This is a genomic window from uncultured Sphingomonas sp. (assembly GCF_964243315.1).
Classification (GTDB): domain Bacteria; phylum Pseudomonadota; class Alphaproteobacteria; order Sphingomonadales; family Sphingomonadaceae; genus Sphingomonas.
This window is the reverse complement of the sequence record NZ_CAXTEM010000023.1, coordinates 1-15,049: the sequence shown is the minus strand read 5'-3', so window position 1 is coordinate 15,049 and position 15,049 is coordinate 1. Positions and strand designations below refer to the sequence as shown.

15 protein-coding genes are annotated in these 15,049 nt (G+C 67.2%); 6 read left to right on the top strand and 9 right to left on the bottom strand.

The window, feature by feature from the left end:
- Positions 1-31 precede the first annotated feature (31 nt).
- The 4 genes from ACFE77_RS08795 to ACFE77_RS08780 all read left to right on the top strand — a co-directional run bounded on the left by ACFE77_RS08795 (position 32) and on the right by ACFE77_RS08780 (position 2,782).
- Positions 32-304 carry a DUF3572 domain-containing protein gene (locus ACFE77_RS08795; protein WP_375421260.1) on the top strand — a complete coding sequence of 91 codons (273 nt, stop codon included), beginning with the start codon at positions 32-34 and terminating at the stop codon, positions 302-304.
- On the top strand, positions 301-948 hold the full coding sequence (locus ACFE77_RS08790; RefSeq protein ID WP_375421259.1) for an HAD family hydrolase: 648 nt from the start codon (positions 301-303) through the stop codon (positions 946-948). Before ACFE77_RS08795 ends, ACFE77_RS08790 begins: the two co-directional genes overlap by 4 nt.
- A complete protein-coding gene (locus tag ACFE77_RS08785; RefSeq protein WP_375421258.1) occupies positions 945-1,409 on the top strand; it encodes a RidA family protein in 465 nt (154 codons plus the stop codon). The genes ACFE77_RS08790 and ACFE77_RS08785 overlap by 4 nt, the downstream gene beginning before the upstream one ends.
- 236 nt (positions 1,410-1,645) lie before the next feature.
- Positions 1,646-2,782 carry a GNAT family N-acetyltransferase gene (locus tag ACFE77_RS08780; RefSeq protein WP_375421257.1) on the top strand — a complete coding sequence of 379 codons (1,137 nt, stop codon included), beginning with the start codon at positions 1,646-1,648 and terminating at the stop codon, positions 2,780-2,782.
- Here the strand turns inward: ACFE77_RS08780 and ACFE77_RS08775 are convergent.
- The 4 genes from ACFE77_RS08775 to ACFE77_RS08760 all read right to left on the bottom strand — a co-directional run bounded on the left by ACFE77_RS08775 (position 2,754) and on the right by ACFE77_RS08760 (position 9,109).
- Complete coding sequence (locus ACFE77_RS08775; protein ID WP_375421256.1) at positions 2,754-4,340, bottom strand: hypothetical protein; 1,587 nt, start codon at positions 4,338-4,340, stop codon at positions 2,754-2,756. The genes ACFE77_RS08780 and ACFE77_RS08775 overlap by 29 nt on opposite strands.
- A 16-nt stretch (positions 4,341-4,356) precedes the next feature.
- Positions 4,357-6,138 carry a hypothetical protein gene (locus ACFE77_RS08770; protein ID WP_375421255.1) on the bottom strand — a complete coding sequence of 594 codons (1,782 nt, stop codon included), beginning with the start codon at positions 6,136-6,138 and terminating at the stop codon, positions 4,357-4,359.
- On the bottom strand, positions 6,135-7,649 hold the full coding sequence (locus tag ACFE77_RS08765) for an NAD(P)/FAD-dependent oxidoreductase (protein WP_375421254.1): 1,515 nt from the start codon (positions 7,647-7,649) through the stop codon (positions 6,135-6,137). The genes ACFE77_RS08770 and ACFE77_RS08765 overlap by 4 nt, the downstream gene beginning before the upstream one ends.
- 242 nt (positions 7,650-7,891) lie before the next feature.
- Positions 7,892-9,109 carry an argininosuccinate synthase gene (locus tag ACFE77_RS08760; protein ID WP_375421253.1) on the bottom strand — a complete coding sequence of 406 codons (1,218 nt, stop codon included), beginning with the start codon at positions 9,107-9,109 and terminating at the stop codon, positions 7,892-7,894.
- A gap of 108 nt (positions 9,110-9,217) precedes the next feature.
- Here ACFE77_RS08760 and ACFE77_RS08755 point away from each other — a divergent pair, with 108 nt between their 5' ends.
- Entirely contained in the window at positions 9,218-9,616 is a 399-nt protein-coding gene (locus tag ACFE77_RS08755; RefSeq protein WP_375421252.1) for an EF-hand domain-containing protein, read from the top strand.
- A 158-nt stretch (positions 9,617-9,774) separates the two neighbouring features.
- Here the strand turns inward: ACFE77_RS08755 and ACFE77_RS08750 are convergent, their stop codons facing one another.
- Genes ACFE77_RS08750 through ACFE77_RS08740 form a run of 3 tightly spaced genes read right to left on the bottom strand, consistent with a single transcriptional unit; the run spans position 9,775 to position 12,497 of the window.
- Positions 9,775-10,998: a class I SAM-dependent methyltransferase gene (locus tag ACFE77_RS08750; protein WP_375421251.1), complete on the bottom strand. Its 1,224-nt coding sequence runs from the start codon at positions 10,996-10,998 to the stop codon at positions 9,775-9,777.
- Between the two features lie 24 nt (positions 10,999-11,022).
- Positions 11,023-11,784 carry a molybdopterin-dependent oxidoreductase gene (locus ACFE77_RS08745; RefSeq protein ID WP_375421250.1) on the bottom strand — a complete coding sequence of 254 codons (762 nt, stop codon included), beginning with the start codon at positions 11,782-11,784 and terminating at the stop codon, positions 11,023-11,025.
- The gene (locus ACFE77_RS08740) at positions 11,781-12,497 is read right to left on the bottom strand and encodes a cytochrome b/b6 domain-containing protein (RefSeq protein WP_375421249.1); all 717 of its coding nucleotides are present in this window, start codon (positions 12,495-12,497) and stop codon (positions 11,781-11,783) included. Before ACFE77_RS08740 ends, ACFE77_RS08745 begins: the two co-directional genes overlap by 4 nt.
- Before the next feature lie 48 nt (positions 12,498-12,545).
- On the opposite strand from ACFE77_RS08740, the gene ACFE77_RS08735 reads away from it, so the two are divergent.
- Positions 12,546-13,163, top strand: coding sequence for a flavin reductase family protein (locus ACFE77_RS08735; protein WP_375421248.1), 618 nt, complete (start codon positions 12,546-12,548; stop codon positions 13,161-13,163).
- A 309-nt stretch (positions 13,164-13,472) separates the two neighbouring features.
- Here ACFE77_RS08735 and ACFE77_RS08730 read toward each other — a convergent pair whose 3' ends face one another.
- Together ACFE77_RS08730 and rlmN are read right to left on the bottom strand one after the other, a co-directional pair.
- Positions 13,473-14,234: a sulfite exporter TauE/SafE family protein gene (locus ACFE77_RS08730; RefSeq protein WP_375421247.1), complete on the bottom strand. Its 762-nt coding sequence runs from the start codon at positions 14,232-14,234 to the stop codon at positions 13,473-13,475.
- A gap of 2 nt (positions 14,235-14,236) precedes the next feature.
- The coding region (gene rlmN, locus ACFE77_RS08725) for a 23S rRNA (adenine(2503)-C(2))-methyltransferase RlmN (protein WP_375421246.1) at positions 14,237-15,049 on the bottom strand (813 nt) is incomplete at its 5' end.

Here is a 15,049-nt window from a genome sequence, read left to right as displayed (position 1 = left end):
GGATCGCTCCTTCGGAACGGGACGATAGGCAATGCTGCGTACCGATACAAACGACAACGCAGATGCTATCGCACTAAAGGCGTTGGTATGGACGCTAGGTGAGCCCGATCGCGCGGCGCGCCTGCTGGCGACGACCGGGCTCGATCCGCAGGATCTCAGGTCGCGGGTCGGCGATCCCGTGGTGCTCGCCGCCGCGCTCGGCTTCCTCGAAGCGCATGAACCCGATCTCGTCGCGTGTGCCGCCGCGCTCGACCTGAAGCCCGAGGCACTGGTCGCTGCCCGCGCGACGTTGGAGGATCGATGAAGACGCTGCTGATCTGCGATTGCGACGAGGTGCTGCTGCACATGGTGCGGCATTTCGGCACCTGGCTCGACCAGGAACATGCGATCGATTTCGACATCGCCGGGGGCGACTTTGCGACCAGCATGACCCGTCGCGACGGCAGCCCGGCGCCCTCGCGCGAGGATATGTGGGGGATGCTCAACCAGTTCTTCCCGAACGAGATGCACCGCCAGACGCTGGTGCCGCACGCCGCCGAAGCGCTGACCCGGCTCGCGAAGCGCGCCGATATCGTCATCCTCACCAATCTGCGGGACGAATGCCGCCAGCCACGGATTGAACAGCTCGCGCGGTTCGGGATCGAACTTCGCGTCGAATGCAACCAGGGCGGCAAGGGCGAGCCGGTCGCGCGGCTCGTCGCCGAACATGGCGATCCGATCACGGTGTTCGTCGACGATCTGCCGGTCCACCACGAATCGGTCGCGCGGCATGCGCCGGGCGTCCACCGGCTGCACATGATCTCCGAACCCGATCTCGCACGGACGATGCCCGCCGCGCCCGCCGCCAATGCGCGGATCGACGACTGGCGGGAGGCGGTGGAATGGATCGAGGCGCGCTTCGCCGAAGGCTTGACCGCGACCGGCGAGCGCCCGAAGACGACCGCATGACCGACCAGATCGACCGCGCGCTGGAGGCCCTCGGCCTCTCCCTCCCGCAAGCCGCCGCGCCGGTGGCCGCCTATGTCCCCGTCGTCGAGGCGGGTGGCCTGCTCCATCTGTCGGGGCAGCTGCCCTTCATCGACGGTAATCTGGTGACCGGGCGGCTTGGCGAGGACGTCGATCTCGACCGCGGCCAGGCGGCGGCGCGGGCGTGCGGGCTGATGATCGTCGCGCAATTGAAACAGTATCTCGGCGATCTGTCGCGCGTCGAACGGATCGTGAAGCTCGGCGTGTTCGTCAACTCCGCCGCAAACTTCACCGACCAGCCGAAGGTCGCGAACGGCGCCTCCGAACTGATGGTCGCGCTGTTCGGCGATGCCGGCAAGCACGCCCGCAGCGCGGTCGGCGTTCCCGTCCTGCCGCTGGGCGCGGCGGTCGAGATCGATGCGATCGTGCAGATTTCGGGCTGAGCGAAGCGGGTGGCCGCACCGCCGCTTCACCTCTTCACCTCTTCACCACCCCGGCGAAGGCCGGGGCCCAGCTGGGAAGGCGGGCGTTAACGAAGCGCCGGCATCAGCCACCATCGTTCCTCACCTGGGCCCCGGCCTCCGCCGGGGTAGTAATGAAGTGGGTGGTACATGCGGGCGCCTAACATCGCACACCACAGCTAGCGCCCGCGCGCTCTCCACCCTATCTGCCGCTGCGAATGACCGCGCTCATCGCCCGCCTCGCCGACGGCGTCGCAGCCATCCCTGCCGACCAGTGGGACGCGTGCGCCGGCACCGGCAACCCGTTCGTGGGCCACGCCTTCCTCGCCGCACTCGAAGCATCGGGCAGCGTCGGCGCGCGTACGGGGTGGCAACCGATCCCGATCGTGGTCGACGACGCGGACGGCGTTCCGGTCGCGATCGCGCCCGCCTATGGCAAGAGCCACAGCCAGGGCGAATACGTCTTCGATCACGGCTGGGCCGACGCATGGGAGCGCGCCGGCGGTGCCTATTACCCCAAGCTCCAGGTCGCCGCTCCTTTCAGCCCGGTGCCCGGTCCCCGCCTGCTGCTCCGCGACGAGAGCGCCGGTCCCGCGCTGATCGCGGGGATCGAGGCGGTCACCAATCAGCACAAGCTGTCCGGCGCACATGCGACCTTCATCGCCCCCTCACAGCTGCCGCTGTTCGAATCCGCGGGGTGGCTGATCCGTCAGGGTACCCAATTCCATTGGGCGAACGACGGCTATGCGTCCTTCGACGATTTCCTCGCCGCATTGGCGAGCCGCAAGCGCAAGGCGATCCGCAAGGAACGCGCCGCGGCGGTAGAGGGCCTGACGATCCGCCACCTGACCGGCGCCGCGATCGAACCGCGGCATTGGGACGCGTTCTGGCGCTTCTACCAGGACACCGGCAGCCGCAAATGGGGCCAGCCCTATCTCACCCGCAGCTTCTTCCCGCTACTCGGCGAGGCGCTGGGCGACCGCGTCCTGCTGATCCTCGCCGAACGCGACGGCGTGCCGATCGCGGGGGCGCTCAACCTGATCGGCGACGACACGCTCTACGGCCGCTATTGGGGCTGTACCGAAGAAGTGCCGTTCCTCCATTTCGAGCTCTGCTATTATCAGGCGATCGACGCCGCGATCGCGCGCGGGCTGAAGACGGTCGAGGCGGGGGCGCAAGGCGAGCACAAGCTGGCGCGCGGCTATGTCCCGGTGCCGACCTGGTCCGCACACTACATCCCCGACCGCGGCTTCCGTCGGGCGATAGCCGACTTCCTGGCGCGCGAGCGTGCCTCGGTGGCGGCGGATCAGGAGTATCTGGGCGAGCTTACCCCGTTCCGCCGATCGACTTCATAGGGGTCACGTCGGCCTCGCCGCGCGGCGGCTTGCGATCCACCCGGTACAACACGCTATGGTCGTTGCGCCAGATCGGGGTCATGCCCTCGACCAGCTTGGGGTCGTAGCGCGGCGGCCGGATCAGCCAGACATAATCGAACGCGTCGCGCGGGAACGTCTCCAGCGCCATCGAGATCGGCCGCCACCATTCGCCGCGGCAGCGGAATCCGGTCACAATCTCCGATGGATCGTGCGCAAAGCGCTGGGCGGGGCGGTAGCGGGCGGTCAGCAACTGCGCGCCGGCCATCGACCATTGATCGTTGGTATAGGCGAGCCGCCGTTCCAGCGCGATCGCCGGGACGTGCTCGAGCCGGGAATAGGCCCATTCGTCCGCGCAGCGCTCGCGTCCGACGAACGACACCAGCCGCGCGCCGACCGGCACATGGTTCAACGCGAGCAGCGTCCGGTCGTAGCTCTCGGCGTACATCCAATAGCTGACCGTGGTGCCGATCAATCGCGCGCCGACGAACACCAGCCCGAGAGCCGCGAAGGTGGCAGCACCGCGGAACGACAGCCCGCGTTTCGGTCGCAACGCGATCAGCGCGATCGCGACCACGAACGGCGCCAGCCGCATGTCCGCATAGGCCGATCCGAAGACGATCCGCGGCAGCAGGATGAACACCGCCAGCAGGAACAGCGCCGACAGGATCAGGTTGCGCGAATATTCGATCCGGTGGTCGCGGACACCCTTGAACAGGATCATGAACAACACCGTCACCGACGCCACGTCGAACGCCATCCAGCGGTCGCGGAGCATCATCGACACCCAGTTGATCTTCGCGCGCCAATCGAACCAGTCGGTGGTCTTGCCGGTGACATGGTCGCCCGATCGCCAGAAGATCATCATCAGGATCGGCAGCGCGAGCGGCGCGCAACCCAGACCCGCGCGGATCCACGCCTTGAACCAGCGCTCCCCGGCGTCGTGCTGGCGGATCATCTCCGCGGAAAAGGCGAGCACGCCGAGCACGCCCCAGCCGAAGGTATGGCACAGCCACAACAGGCACGACGCGGGCACGAACAACGCCGCGCGCAACCTGAACTGCCGCAACCGGCCCAGCCGCAGCCACAGCGCGAACAGGTTCAGCGCCAGCGCCATCGACAGCACGAAATTGATGAACCCGAACTGGAACGGGTAGCTATAGGCGAGCGGCAGCGCGAACAGCGCGGTCGCGGGGATCCGGCCATGTACCTCGCGCGCGATCCACAACAGCCCGGTGACGGTCAGCGCCGGGATGGCCATCACGATCAGCTTGACCGCGAGTTCCAGCCCGAAGATCGGCGCCAGCGGTACGATCAGCAGGTCGATCCCAAGATTGCCGATCAGGGACCAGCGGAAATCATACCAGTCCGCCAGCCACGGGTGTGCGCCATTGTCGAGCTGGACCCGGTAACGCCCGAGATGCCCGGGCAGGTCGACCAGCGGCGGGATCTCCGGCCGCAACAGCGGCACGATCGCCGCGATCGCCATCGCGACCACGAACCAGCGCGTTTGCCACCAGTGTAGCTGCTGCCCCTCCATCGGGCATGCCTTAGTGTCAGGAAGCCTTGCGGGACAAGGGCCTGCGCGACGATCCGACTACGCGCCACACCAGCACCGGCGAGCCCGTCATCGGCACGGGCTCAAGCCACGCGATCCGCTCGCCGCGTTCGAGCCGCGCCCAGAGGCCGTCGGGCGCGACCTTCTTGTACAGCTCGGTCTCGTTCAGCCCCGGGCAGCCCGCGACGTAGGTCGCGCCCGTGGCGCGAACGAGCCCTTCGGCAAGGTCGGGCGAGCCGCTGAATGCCGCCAGGATGCGGTGCATCGCCGCGCTGTTCCGATGATAGCCACCGGCGATCGCGTGGTGGGGGGTAGTGGCGATGAGGTCGGGCGTCACGTCGAGGGGCAGGAAGACGGTCGCGGGCGTCAGCCGGCGGAGAGCGCGGATCTGGTCGAAGGTCTCGCACGCAGGCCTGGTGCGGCCGGCGATCGTCACCACCGATCCGACCGCAGGACGCGCCAGTATCGATGAGACCGCTCCGGCGGCAAGGCCGGGGGAGGCGACGAGAAGCGCACCCGCCGTCGCGGCGATGCGCGGGAGCAGGGCGCGCACCGCACGCGCGCGGGTCAGCATCGCCAGCAGCAGCGACGCCGCCCCGGGCAAGGCCAGCGCATTCGCGGTCCCTCCGGCACGGTTGACCAGGCAGGCGAGGAGGGTCGCCGGCGCCAGCACGCCGATCAGCATCAGCCAACCCGTCCGCGTCTCGTTGTCGCCGCCGCGCAGCGCCCGCGCCGACCCGAATAGGCCGACTAGCGGCAGCGCGATCGTCACGGCGGCCCATCCCGCGGGCTGCGCCCAGATCGGCAGGCCCTCGCGGACATTGTCGTACCAGATGGTCCGGACCAGGGGATCGAGCGTCGCGAACGGTCCGTCGATGCACGCCGGCGCGACGAGGAGCAGCGTCGCCAGGCACCCAATTCCGACCGCACCGAGAAGCGCGATCCGGCCCAGGCGATTTGCGGGCGCGATCACGGTCGCGGCGGTGATGCCGCCGGCAGCGATGCCGAGCACCGTGAGCCACCCTGGCGACATCGCGTCGCAGCTGCTGGCGAACATTGCCGGACCACGGGTGCCGACTTGAAGCGCGAGCGCGGCCAGGAAGAAACACCCGATCAGCGCAACCACGAAACCTCGTCGCCGCGGCTCGAAAGCCCAGCCGATCGCAGCCACCGCGGCGATCGCGGCCGCGATCGGCAATCCTTCCATCGAAATCGTCACGAGCATGGCGAGGGAGAGGCCCGTCGCAAGGCCACGCCGCACCGTGGGCGTGCCGATCAGCAACGCCGCCGCCGCGGTCGCCAGGGCGATCTGCCAGCCATGATGATCGATCCGCAGCGGACGAATCTGGTACACCAACGGTATCGACAACGGGGCGAGTAGGATCGACAACCGCGCGGTCTCGATCCCGCCGAGCCGGCGCGACATGCCGGCGGCCGATGCCATCACAGCCATCAGCGTCAGCATCGGCACCAGGGTCATCGCGATCCGCGTCGATAGCGACGTGCCGACCAGCGGATCGAACACCAGCAGCACCGCTGCGAGCGGCAGATCGACCAGTCGCGACCAATGCATCGGGAAATCGCCGCCGTTCAGCCGGTGCTGGCCGACATCCCACCAGCTCTGGCCCGCGAGCCAGTCGCGCACCTCGAGCAGCCGCATCGCATCGTCGGGATCGGGGAAGCGCAGGTGGACGATCGTCGGGGCCAGCGCCACGCACAGCACGACCGCCGCGAGCAGCCAGCCGAGCAGCAGCGCCGGCCAGAGCCGCTCCCGGGTCATGCCGCGCGCAGGCGCTCGGGCACGTCGCGGACGCTGGCCAGCGCGGCGCGTTCGCCCTCGGTGCCGGCCTCGTGATATTCGGCGTCCTCGTTGACGCCCCAGATGTCGTAGATGCGCTCGCCCGCGACGATGTTGCGGACGGTCAGCATCGCCGTCATCATCGCGTGATCCTGGTTGTTGTAACGGTGCATGCCGTTGCGCCCGACGCAGTGGAGCGAAGGATAGCGCGCCTCGATCTCTTCACGCAGCGCATCGACATTGTCGCGATAGCGATCGTCGTAGACCGGATAGGCCTTTTCCTGGCGCACCACCACGCCGCCCTCGACCTGCGCGGCATCGCACAGCCCCAGTATCGCCATCTCGCGCGTCGCCAGCGCAACCAGATCCTCGTCGCTCGCCGACCACAAGCCGTCGCCCTCGAAGCAGAAATATTCGAGCCCGACACAGGCGATCGCCGGGTCCGGGACCATCTCCGGCGACCAGCTGCGGAAATTCTGGACGCGACCGACCTTCACCTTCGAATCGTGAATGTAGATCCAATTGTCGGGGAACAGGTCGTGCGACCGGATCATCAGCGCGACCGTCAGGAAGTCGCGGTAGCGAAGATCGGCTGCCTGGGGGAGCGTCGCCGGCAGGGGCTGCAGCCGCGCCGCGAGCTCGCGCATCGGGGCGCTGCTGATCACCTGCGCGGCGTTGATTGTCACCGTCGCGCCGTCGGCGGCGGTCGCGATCACGCGCCACCGATCGCCGACCTCGTCGCGCGCGAGCTGCTTCAGCGAATGGCCCATCAGGACGCGGTTGCCGTGTTCGATGACGCGATCGCGCGCGGCATCCCACATCATCCCCGGGCCGAGCCGCGGGTAGCGAAAGTTCTCGAGCAGCGACTTGGTCTGCATGCCGTCGTTCGGGCGCTTGTTGAGCCCGAGCGAGCGCTTAAGGCCGTCGATCACCGCGCTGCCGAGGCTCAGCCCCTTGATCCGCTGCGCCGCCCAATCCGCCGACATCTCGTCGCACGGCATGCCCCACACCTTCTCGGTATAGGTCTTGAAGAATATCGAATAGAGCTTGTGGCCGAACTGGTTGACGACCCAGTCCTCGAAGCTGCGGACATCGCGCTTCGGGCGCATCTTCCAGCGCAGATAGCTCGCCATGCACAGCGTAGAGCGCCAGATGCCGAGATTGGCGAGCGCCTCGAACGCGCGCAGCGGATAGCTGTAGAACTTGCCCTCGTAATAGATCCGGCTCATCCGCGGGCGTTCGATGAAGTCGTCGGGCAGCAGCTCGTTCCAGAGATCGACCACCTCCTTCGATCGCGAGAAGAAGCGGTGGCCGCCTATGTCGAAGCGAAAGCCGTCATGCTCGACGGTGCGGCTGATCCCGCCGACATAGGTCGGATCCTTCTCGACCACCGCGACCGAATAGCCCGCCTTGCCGAGCAGATAGGCGGCGGTCAGCCCCGCCGGTCCTGCCCCGATGATCGCGACGTCGACTGCGCCCGTGCCATTCGCCATGTTCCGCCCGTCCCCCGTTCGATCGTGAACGGAAATGGCGGCAAAGCGCTAAAACGAGGTTAACGGGCGTTAGGACCGAATTGAGCAGCGGCGTAACGTCCCCATCCGTCACGGCCAACGCCGTGCCACCTCCCCCTGGCGGGGGAGGATTCAGTTCACTCCTCCCCCGCCAGGGGGAGGTGGCGGCGAAGCCGATGGAGGGGGAGGTAAGCGGGCGCTCCGTTTCGACGGATGCGAAGCCGTTACCCATCGCGCCGCCCCAGCAGCCGCAGCCGCAGCGCATTGAGCTTGATGAACCCGGCCGCGTCGCGCTGGTCATAGGCGCCCTGGTCGTCTTCGAAGGTCACGACCTTCTCCGAATAGAGCGAGTTGGGCGATTTGCGCCCGGTGACGTAGACTCCGCCCTTGTACAGCTTCAGCCGCACCGTGCCTGACACCTTCGCCTGGCTGTGGTCGATCGCCGCCTGCAGCATCTCACGCTCGGGGCTGAACCAGAAGCCGTTATACACCAGCTCGGCATAGCGCGGCATCATCTCGTCCTTCAGATGTGCGGCGCCGCGGTCGAGCGTGAGCTGCTCAATCCCGCGATGTGCGGCGTGAAGGATGGTGCCGCCCGGGGTTTCGTACATGCCGCGGCTCTTCATGCCGACGAAGCGGTTCTCGACCAGATCTAGCCGGCCGATTCCGTGGGCACGGCCGAAGTCATTCAGCTTCGCCAGCAGCGTCGCCGGGCTCATCCCCTCGCCATTGATCGCCACCGCGTCGCCGCGCTCGAAATCAATCGTGATCGTCTCGGGGGCGTCGGGCGCCTGTTCCGGGCTGACGGTGCGCGAGAAGACATAGTCGGGCACCTCGTCCCACGGATCCTCGAGCACCTTGCCCTCGCTGGAGGTGTGCAGCAGGTTGGCGTCGGTCGAGAATGGCGCCTCGCCGCGCTTGTCCTTGCTGACCGGGATCTGGTGCTGTTCGGCAAACTCGATCAGCCGGGTGCGGCTGGTCAGGTCCCATTCGCGCCACGGTGCGATCACCTTGATGTCGGGCGCGAGCGCATAATAGCCGAGCTCGAAGCGGACCTGGTCGTTGCCCTTGCCGGTGGCGCCGTGGCTGACCGCGTCGGCGTTCACCTGGCGCGCGATCTCGATCTGGCGCTTGGCGATCAGCGGCCGCGCGATCGAGGTGCCGAGCAGGTACAGCCCCTCGTACAGCGCGTTGGCGCGGATCGTCGGGAACACGTAATCGCGGACGAACTCCTCGCGCAGATCGTCGATGAAGATGTGCTCCGGCCGGACGCCCGCCATCTCCGCCTTCCGCCGCGCGGGTTCCAGCTCCTCGCCCTGGCCGAGATCCGCGGTAAAGGTCACCACTTCGCAACTATAGGTCTGCTGGAGCCACTTCAGAATCACGCTCGTATCGAGCCCGCCCGAATAGGCGAGGACGACGCGGTTGATCGGATCGGTCATGGGCAGGGCTCCTTGCAGCGCGCGAGCGCTTACGTGGCGGCGCGGACGCGCGCAACCGCGCGAAAGTCGTTCAGGTCGGGTTTAGGCCGTTGGGGGCAGGGGGCGCGCATGACCCGCACACTCCTCACGCTCGCCGTCCTTCCGCTTGCCGTCGGCGCGAGCTTCGCCGCTTCCGCCGTCGCGCAGGAAACCCGCGCCTCGGCGACCGCCAAGTTCAAGTCGGAGTTCGCGCAGAGCGACACCGACCGGGACGGCGTGCTGACCCGCGCCGAGGTCCAGGCCCGCATCGCGCAGATGAAGGTCGGCCCCGGTCGCCCCGACGCGGTCCACGCCAAGAGACTCGCAGACCTGTGGTTCGATCGCGCCGACGCCAACAAGAACGGCAAGGTCAACCAGGCCGAGGCCGAGGCGCTGCTCGCCGCGACCTTCAAGCGCTACGACGCCGATGGCGACGGCAAGATCGGCCCCGCAGAACGCGGCGTCGCGAAGAAGGCGCTGGGGCGGTAGGGTTCGGGCTGGCCCACTCGGTCAGCCCCCATTCCGCCGTCATTCCCGCAAAGGCGGGGATCCAGACTGGCTACCCGTCGTGCACCAATCGCGACGCTCGCCAGTATGGATTTCCGCCTGCGCGGGAATGATGGAAGGTGTTGTTGGCTAGCTAAATCTCACCGCAGCGCCTGTTCGCCCTCGAACATATAATCGCGCGTGATCGGCAACTCCGTCCGGCTGCGCGAGAACTGAACCTGGTAGTTGCACAGCCCCCCATTCTCGAACGCCATCGCGGCGCCGGCGAGGTAGAAGGTCCACATTCGGTAGAACCGCTCGTCGTACAGCGCGACGATCGCGTCCTTCGCGGCGACCGTGCGGGCGTACCATTGCTTGAGCGTCAGCGCGTAGTGGAGGCGCAGCACCTCGACATCGGTCGGGAACATCCGCAGCCCCTCGTTGGCGCGGATGATCTCGGACAGCGCCGGATTGTAGCCGCCGGGAAAGATATACTTGGTGGTGAAATCGTCGGTGACGCCGGGTCCGCCCAGCCGCCCAATCGTGTGGATCAGCAGCACGCCGTCGGGCGTCAACAGGTCGCGGCACTTGCGCAGGAAGGTCCGGTATTGCGGTGGGCCGACATGTTCGAACATCCCGACCGACACGATCCGGTCGAACTGCCCCTCGATCCGGCGATAGTCGATCAGCTCGAACGTCACCTTGTCGGCGACGCCCTTCGCCGCGGCACGGTCACGCGCGATCTTGATCTGCTCCTCCGACAGCGTGACGCCGACCACCTCGCAGCCGAGCTTGTCGTGCAGGTACAGCGCCAGCCCGCCCCAGCCGCAGCCGATGTCGAGCACCCGCATCCCCGGCCGAATCGCGAGCTTGGCGGCGATGTGCGCGAGCTTGTCCTGCTGTGCCTGCTCCAGCGTATTCGTGGGGTCGGTGTAATAGGCACAGCTATATTGGCGGTCGGCGTCGAGGAAGAGGTCGTAGAGCCGCGCCGACAGATCGTAATGGTGCGCGACGTTGCGCTTGGATCGCCGTTCCATGTTGTAGCGGTCGACCCGGTGCTTGATCGATCCGACCGAACGAACGAACCAGGATGGTTCGAGGTTGTTCTGCCCCTTCTCCCATTTGTCGTTGGCGGTCAGCAGCCGGACGAGGTCGAGGATGTCGCCGTCCTCGACGATCATCCGTCCGTCCATGTACAGTTCGCCCGCCGCCAGCGCCGGATTGCGGACGATCCGTCCGGCGACGCCTCGATCGGCGAAGCGGAGCGTGACGTCGGGAAAATCTGGGTCGGCGATGCCGAAGACGGTGGCGGGTTTGTCGGGGCGCAACAGCGTCAATCGGCCGCGCTTTACCGCACGTGACAGGAACAGGTCGATCAACGCCATCGGATATAAACTCGTCAGGGCCCGCTAGATCCCCGCGTACCAATCGTAATCGACATTGTCCTCCCAATATCCGCCCTTGCCCTTGCCGACCGCGTCGAGGCTCGCGACCGCGTCGATTCGTGACACGTACTTGGCGTGTTTGTAGCCGAGCTGGCGTTCGACCCGCAGCCGTACGGGGGCACCGTTGCCGATCGACAGCAGCGCGTCGTTCATCGCCCAGGCCAGGATCGTCTGCGGATGGAAGGCGTCGATCAGGTCGATCGACTCATAATAGGGCGCACCGCCGTAGAGGTCGGCGCAGGTGAACACGATGTAACGCGCGGCATCGCGGAGCCGCGCCGCCTTCAGCACCGTGCCCAGCGTCGGCCCGTGCCATTTGCCGATCGCGCTCCACCCTTCGACGCAGTCGTGGCGCGTGATCTGGGTCCGCGCAGGCATCGACCGCAGCTGTGCCATCGACAGGTCGAGCGGCCGGTCGACCAGCCCGCCGACCCCGATCCTCCAGTCCGCGAACTTGCCGGCGACCGCCCGTTCATAGGCCGGCGTGCCGGGATTGCGCGTGCCGTTGACCCGGAACACCGGCGACATCTCCGCCGGCGAGAACTCGCGCGCCAGAGCATCGCGGTGCATCAGCGCGCGGTGCAGGCCGCGGTTCATCTCCTCGCCCATGAACAGGATCCGGCGCGCCTGTGGGATCTGCGCGACGCGGTCGCAGCCGGCGAGCACCAGCCCCGCGGCACTCGCGCCCCCGGCGATCAAGGTGCGGCGGGTGAGCAGCGTCGTCATCGCTCGTTCTCCGGTACGCGCCACCGTCCGGTGATCATCGACAGCGTCTCCGGCACGACCCCCGCCAGGATCACCAGCGTCAGGTGGACGACGATGAACAGCGCGATGCCGCCCGAGGCGAGGAAGTGGATCGACCGCGCCGATTGCCGCCCGCCGAACAGGTCGAGCAGCCACGGCCACGCCGCGTCCATCCTCGGCGACAGCGTCAGCCCGGTCAGCACCGCGAGCGGCAGCAGCACGAACAACACGACGATGTAGGTCAGTTTCTGGAGAATATTATAGTCGCGCGGATTCTCGGCATCGTGGAAGCGCAGCGCGGCGTGTTGCTTCACGTCCATCCAAAGGTGCCGCGCGGTCAACTCGCGGCGGCGGATCTTCAGGTCGCGTTGGAAATGCCGATTGAGCAGGCTGACGATCATGAACACCAGCAACGAGAACGCGAACACCAGCGCGAACAACAGGTGCCAGCGCCGCGCCAGCGCCAGATTGTAGCGCGCCGGGATCGTCACCCACCCCGGCCAGTAGACGACGCTCAGCCACGCGTGATCGGGGTTGGCGCCGAACTGCCCCCAATAGAGCCGCCGATGCGCGTTGGAGATCGTCAGCCCGGAGCCGAGGAGGATCACGATCGCGATCGCATTGATCCAGTGCCACACCCGCGTCGCGATGCGGTGGCGGACGATGACGGTGCCGGGGGCGATCGGCTCTTCCATGCTCATCCTTCGTTGACGCGATGCTCGCTCGTTAGCAGGAACATCGCCATGACCGAATGGCATTTCTACGAACCACAGGCGGGCCACGGCCTCCCGCATGATCCACTCAATGCCATCGTCGCGCCGCGCCCGATCGGCTGGATCAGCACGGTGTCGGCCGCCGGCGTGCGCAATCTCGCGCCGTACAGCTTCTTCAACCTAGTCAATTATCATCCGCCGCTGATCGCCTTCTCGTCGATGGGCTGGAAGGACAGCGTCGCCAACATCGCCGAAACCCGCGAGTTCGTTTGGAACCTTGTCACGCGCGATCTCACCGAGGTGATGAACGCGACCTCCGCGGGAGTATCCGCCGATGTCGATGAATTCACGCTGGCGGGGATCCCGCAGACTCCGTCGCGCCTGATCGCGCCGCCGCGCGTGACCGCCAGCCCGGTGGCGTTCGAATGCGTCCTCACCCAGCTGATCCGGCTCGAGGACAGGGCCGGCCGCGCGCTCGATCAATGGCTGGTGATCGGCGAGGCGATCGGCATCCACATTGACTGCGCGATGCTGGAAGGTGGCGTCTACCAGACCGCCCGCGCCCACCCGATCTCACGCGGCGGGGGGCCGGCCGACTATTTCGAAACCCGCGAGGACGCACTGTTCAAGCTGCGGCGTCCGCGGTGACTGTTGGAGTGGTTCACGCGAAGGCGCGAAGGCGCGAAGAACGGTTCACGCGGAGACGCGAAGGAAGATTGAGTAGGGGAGCCTGCGGCGCTGCGCACCACCTTCGCGCCTTCGCGCCTTCGCGTGAACCATCCACCCCTGCATCTCCCCAGACCGTTCGTCTCGAGTAGGGATCGAGCTTGTCGAGAGCCCGTATCGAGGGAAAGAGCCCCGACAGAGGCACCTCTCGATACGCCGTCTCGGACGAGCTCGACAGCTACTCGAGGCGAACGGCTGGGGTTGGTGGGGAGCAGCGGTTAGCCCCACACCTCAGCCATAAGCCCGCCAAAAGAACACCGCAGTGGTCACCGCAGTCACCAGCAGCGTCCAAACACGGATCACCCGTGGCGACAGTCGCGCCCCCAATTTGGCCCCGAAAAACCCGCCAGCGATCGCGCCGATCAGCATCGGCAGGCACCATTGCCACGACACCATTCCGGACGCGACGAACACGATCGTCGCCGCCGCATTCGCCACCGCGAGCAGCAGCGTGCGCGGGGCCATGAGCCGCGCGGGCTCGACCCCGACGAGTAGCCCCCAGGTCGCGGTCATCATCAGCCCGACGCCGCCGCCGAAATAGCCGCCATAGATACCCAGCAGCGTCTGCGCGGCGACCAGCGTGCGCACGCCGACATTGGTCCGCGTCGCCAGCCACGCCGCGAGCGGCTTGCCGAACGCCAGCGCGACCGTGGCGAACAGCAACAGCCACGGCACGATCACGTCGAAGGTGCGCTCGGGCGTCCAGACCAGCATCAGGCTGCCCGCGAGCCCGCCCATGAAGGTGATCCCGGCGAGCAGCCGGACCGACAAGCCTCCGATCGGCTCCAGCCCCTTGCGATAGCTCCATGCGCTCGTAAACGCGCCCGGCTGTAGCGCGACGTTGCTGGTCGCGTTGGCGATCGGCGACGGCAGTCCTAGCGCGATCAGCGTCGGCAGCGTCGCGAAGGTGCCGCCGCCCGCCAACGCGTTCATCGCGCCGCCGAGCAGCCCGGCGCCGGCCGCGAGCAAAAGTCGCAGGGGCTCGATCGCCACGCTCACCCGAGCGCGAGCAGCTTTTCCTCGGCCTGCCGGTCGAGCTCGGCACGCGATTTCTTCTCCGACGCGGTCTTCAGCTGCCCGCACGCCGCATCGATGTCGCGTCCGCGCGGGGTGCGCACCGGTGCCGAGATCCCGGCTTCGAAGATGATCGTCGAGAACGCCCGCACCCGCTCGGGCGTCGAGGTGTCGTAGGGCGCGCCGGGCCAGGGGTTGAACGGGATCAGGTTGACCTTCGCGGGCAGCCGGTACTTCCGGATCAGCCGCACCAGCTCGTGCGCCTCGGCATCGCTGTCGTTCTTGTCCTTCAGCATGACATATTCGAACGTGATCCGCCGTGCATTGTTCGCGCCCGGATAGTCCGCGCACGCCTGCAGCAGTTCCTCGATCCCGTATTTGCGGTTGATCGGCACGATCTCGTCCCGGATCTCCTTGGTCACCGCGTGGAGCGACACCGCGAGATTGACCCCGATCTCCTCGCCGGCGCGCGCCATCATCGGCACCACGCCCGACGTCGACAGCGTGATCCGCCGCTTGCTCAACGCCAGCCCGTCGCCGTCCATCACCAGCTTCAGCGCGTCGCGGACATGCTCGAAATTATAGAGCGGCTCGCCCATCCCCATCATCACGATGTTGGTGAGCATCCGCCCCTCGGGCTGCGACGGCCATTCGCCCAGCGAATCGCGGGCCAGCATCACCTGCCCGACGATCTCGGCCGGGGTCAGGTTGCGCACCAGCCGCATGGTGCCGGTGTGGCAGAAGCGGCAGTTGAGCGTGCACCCGACCTGGCTCGACACGCACAGCGTGCCGCG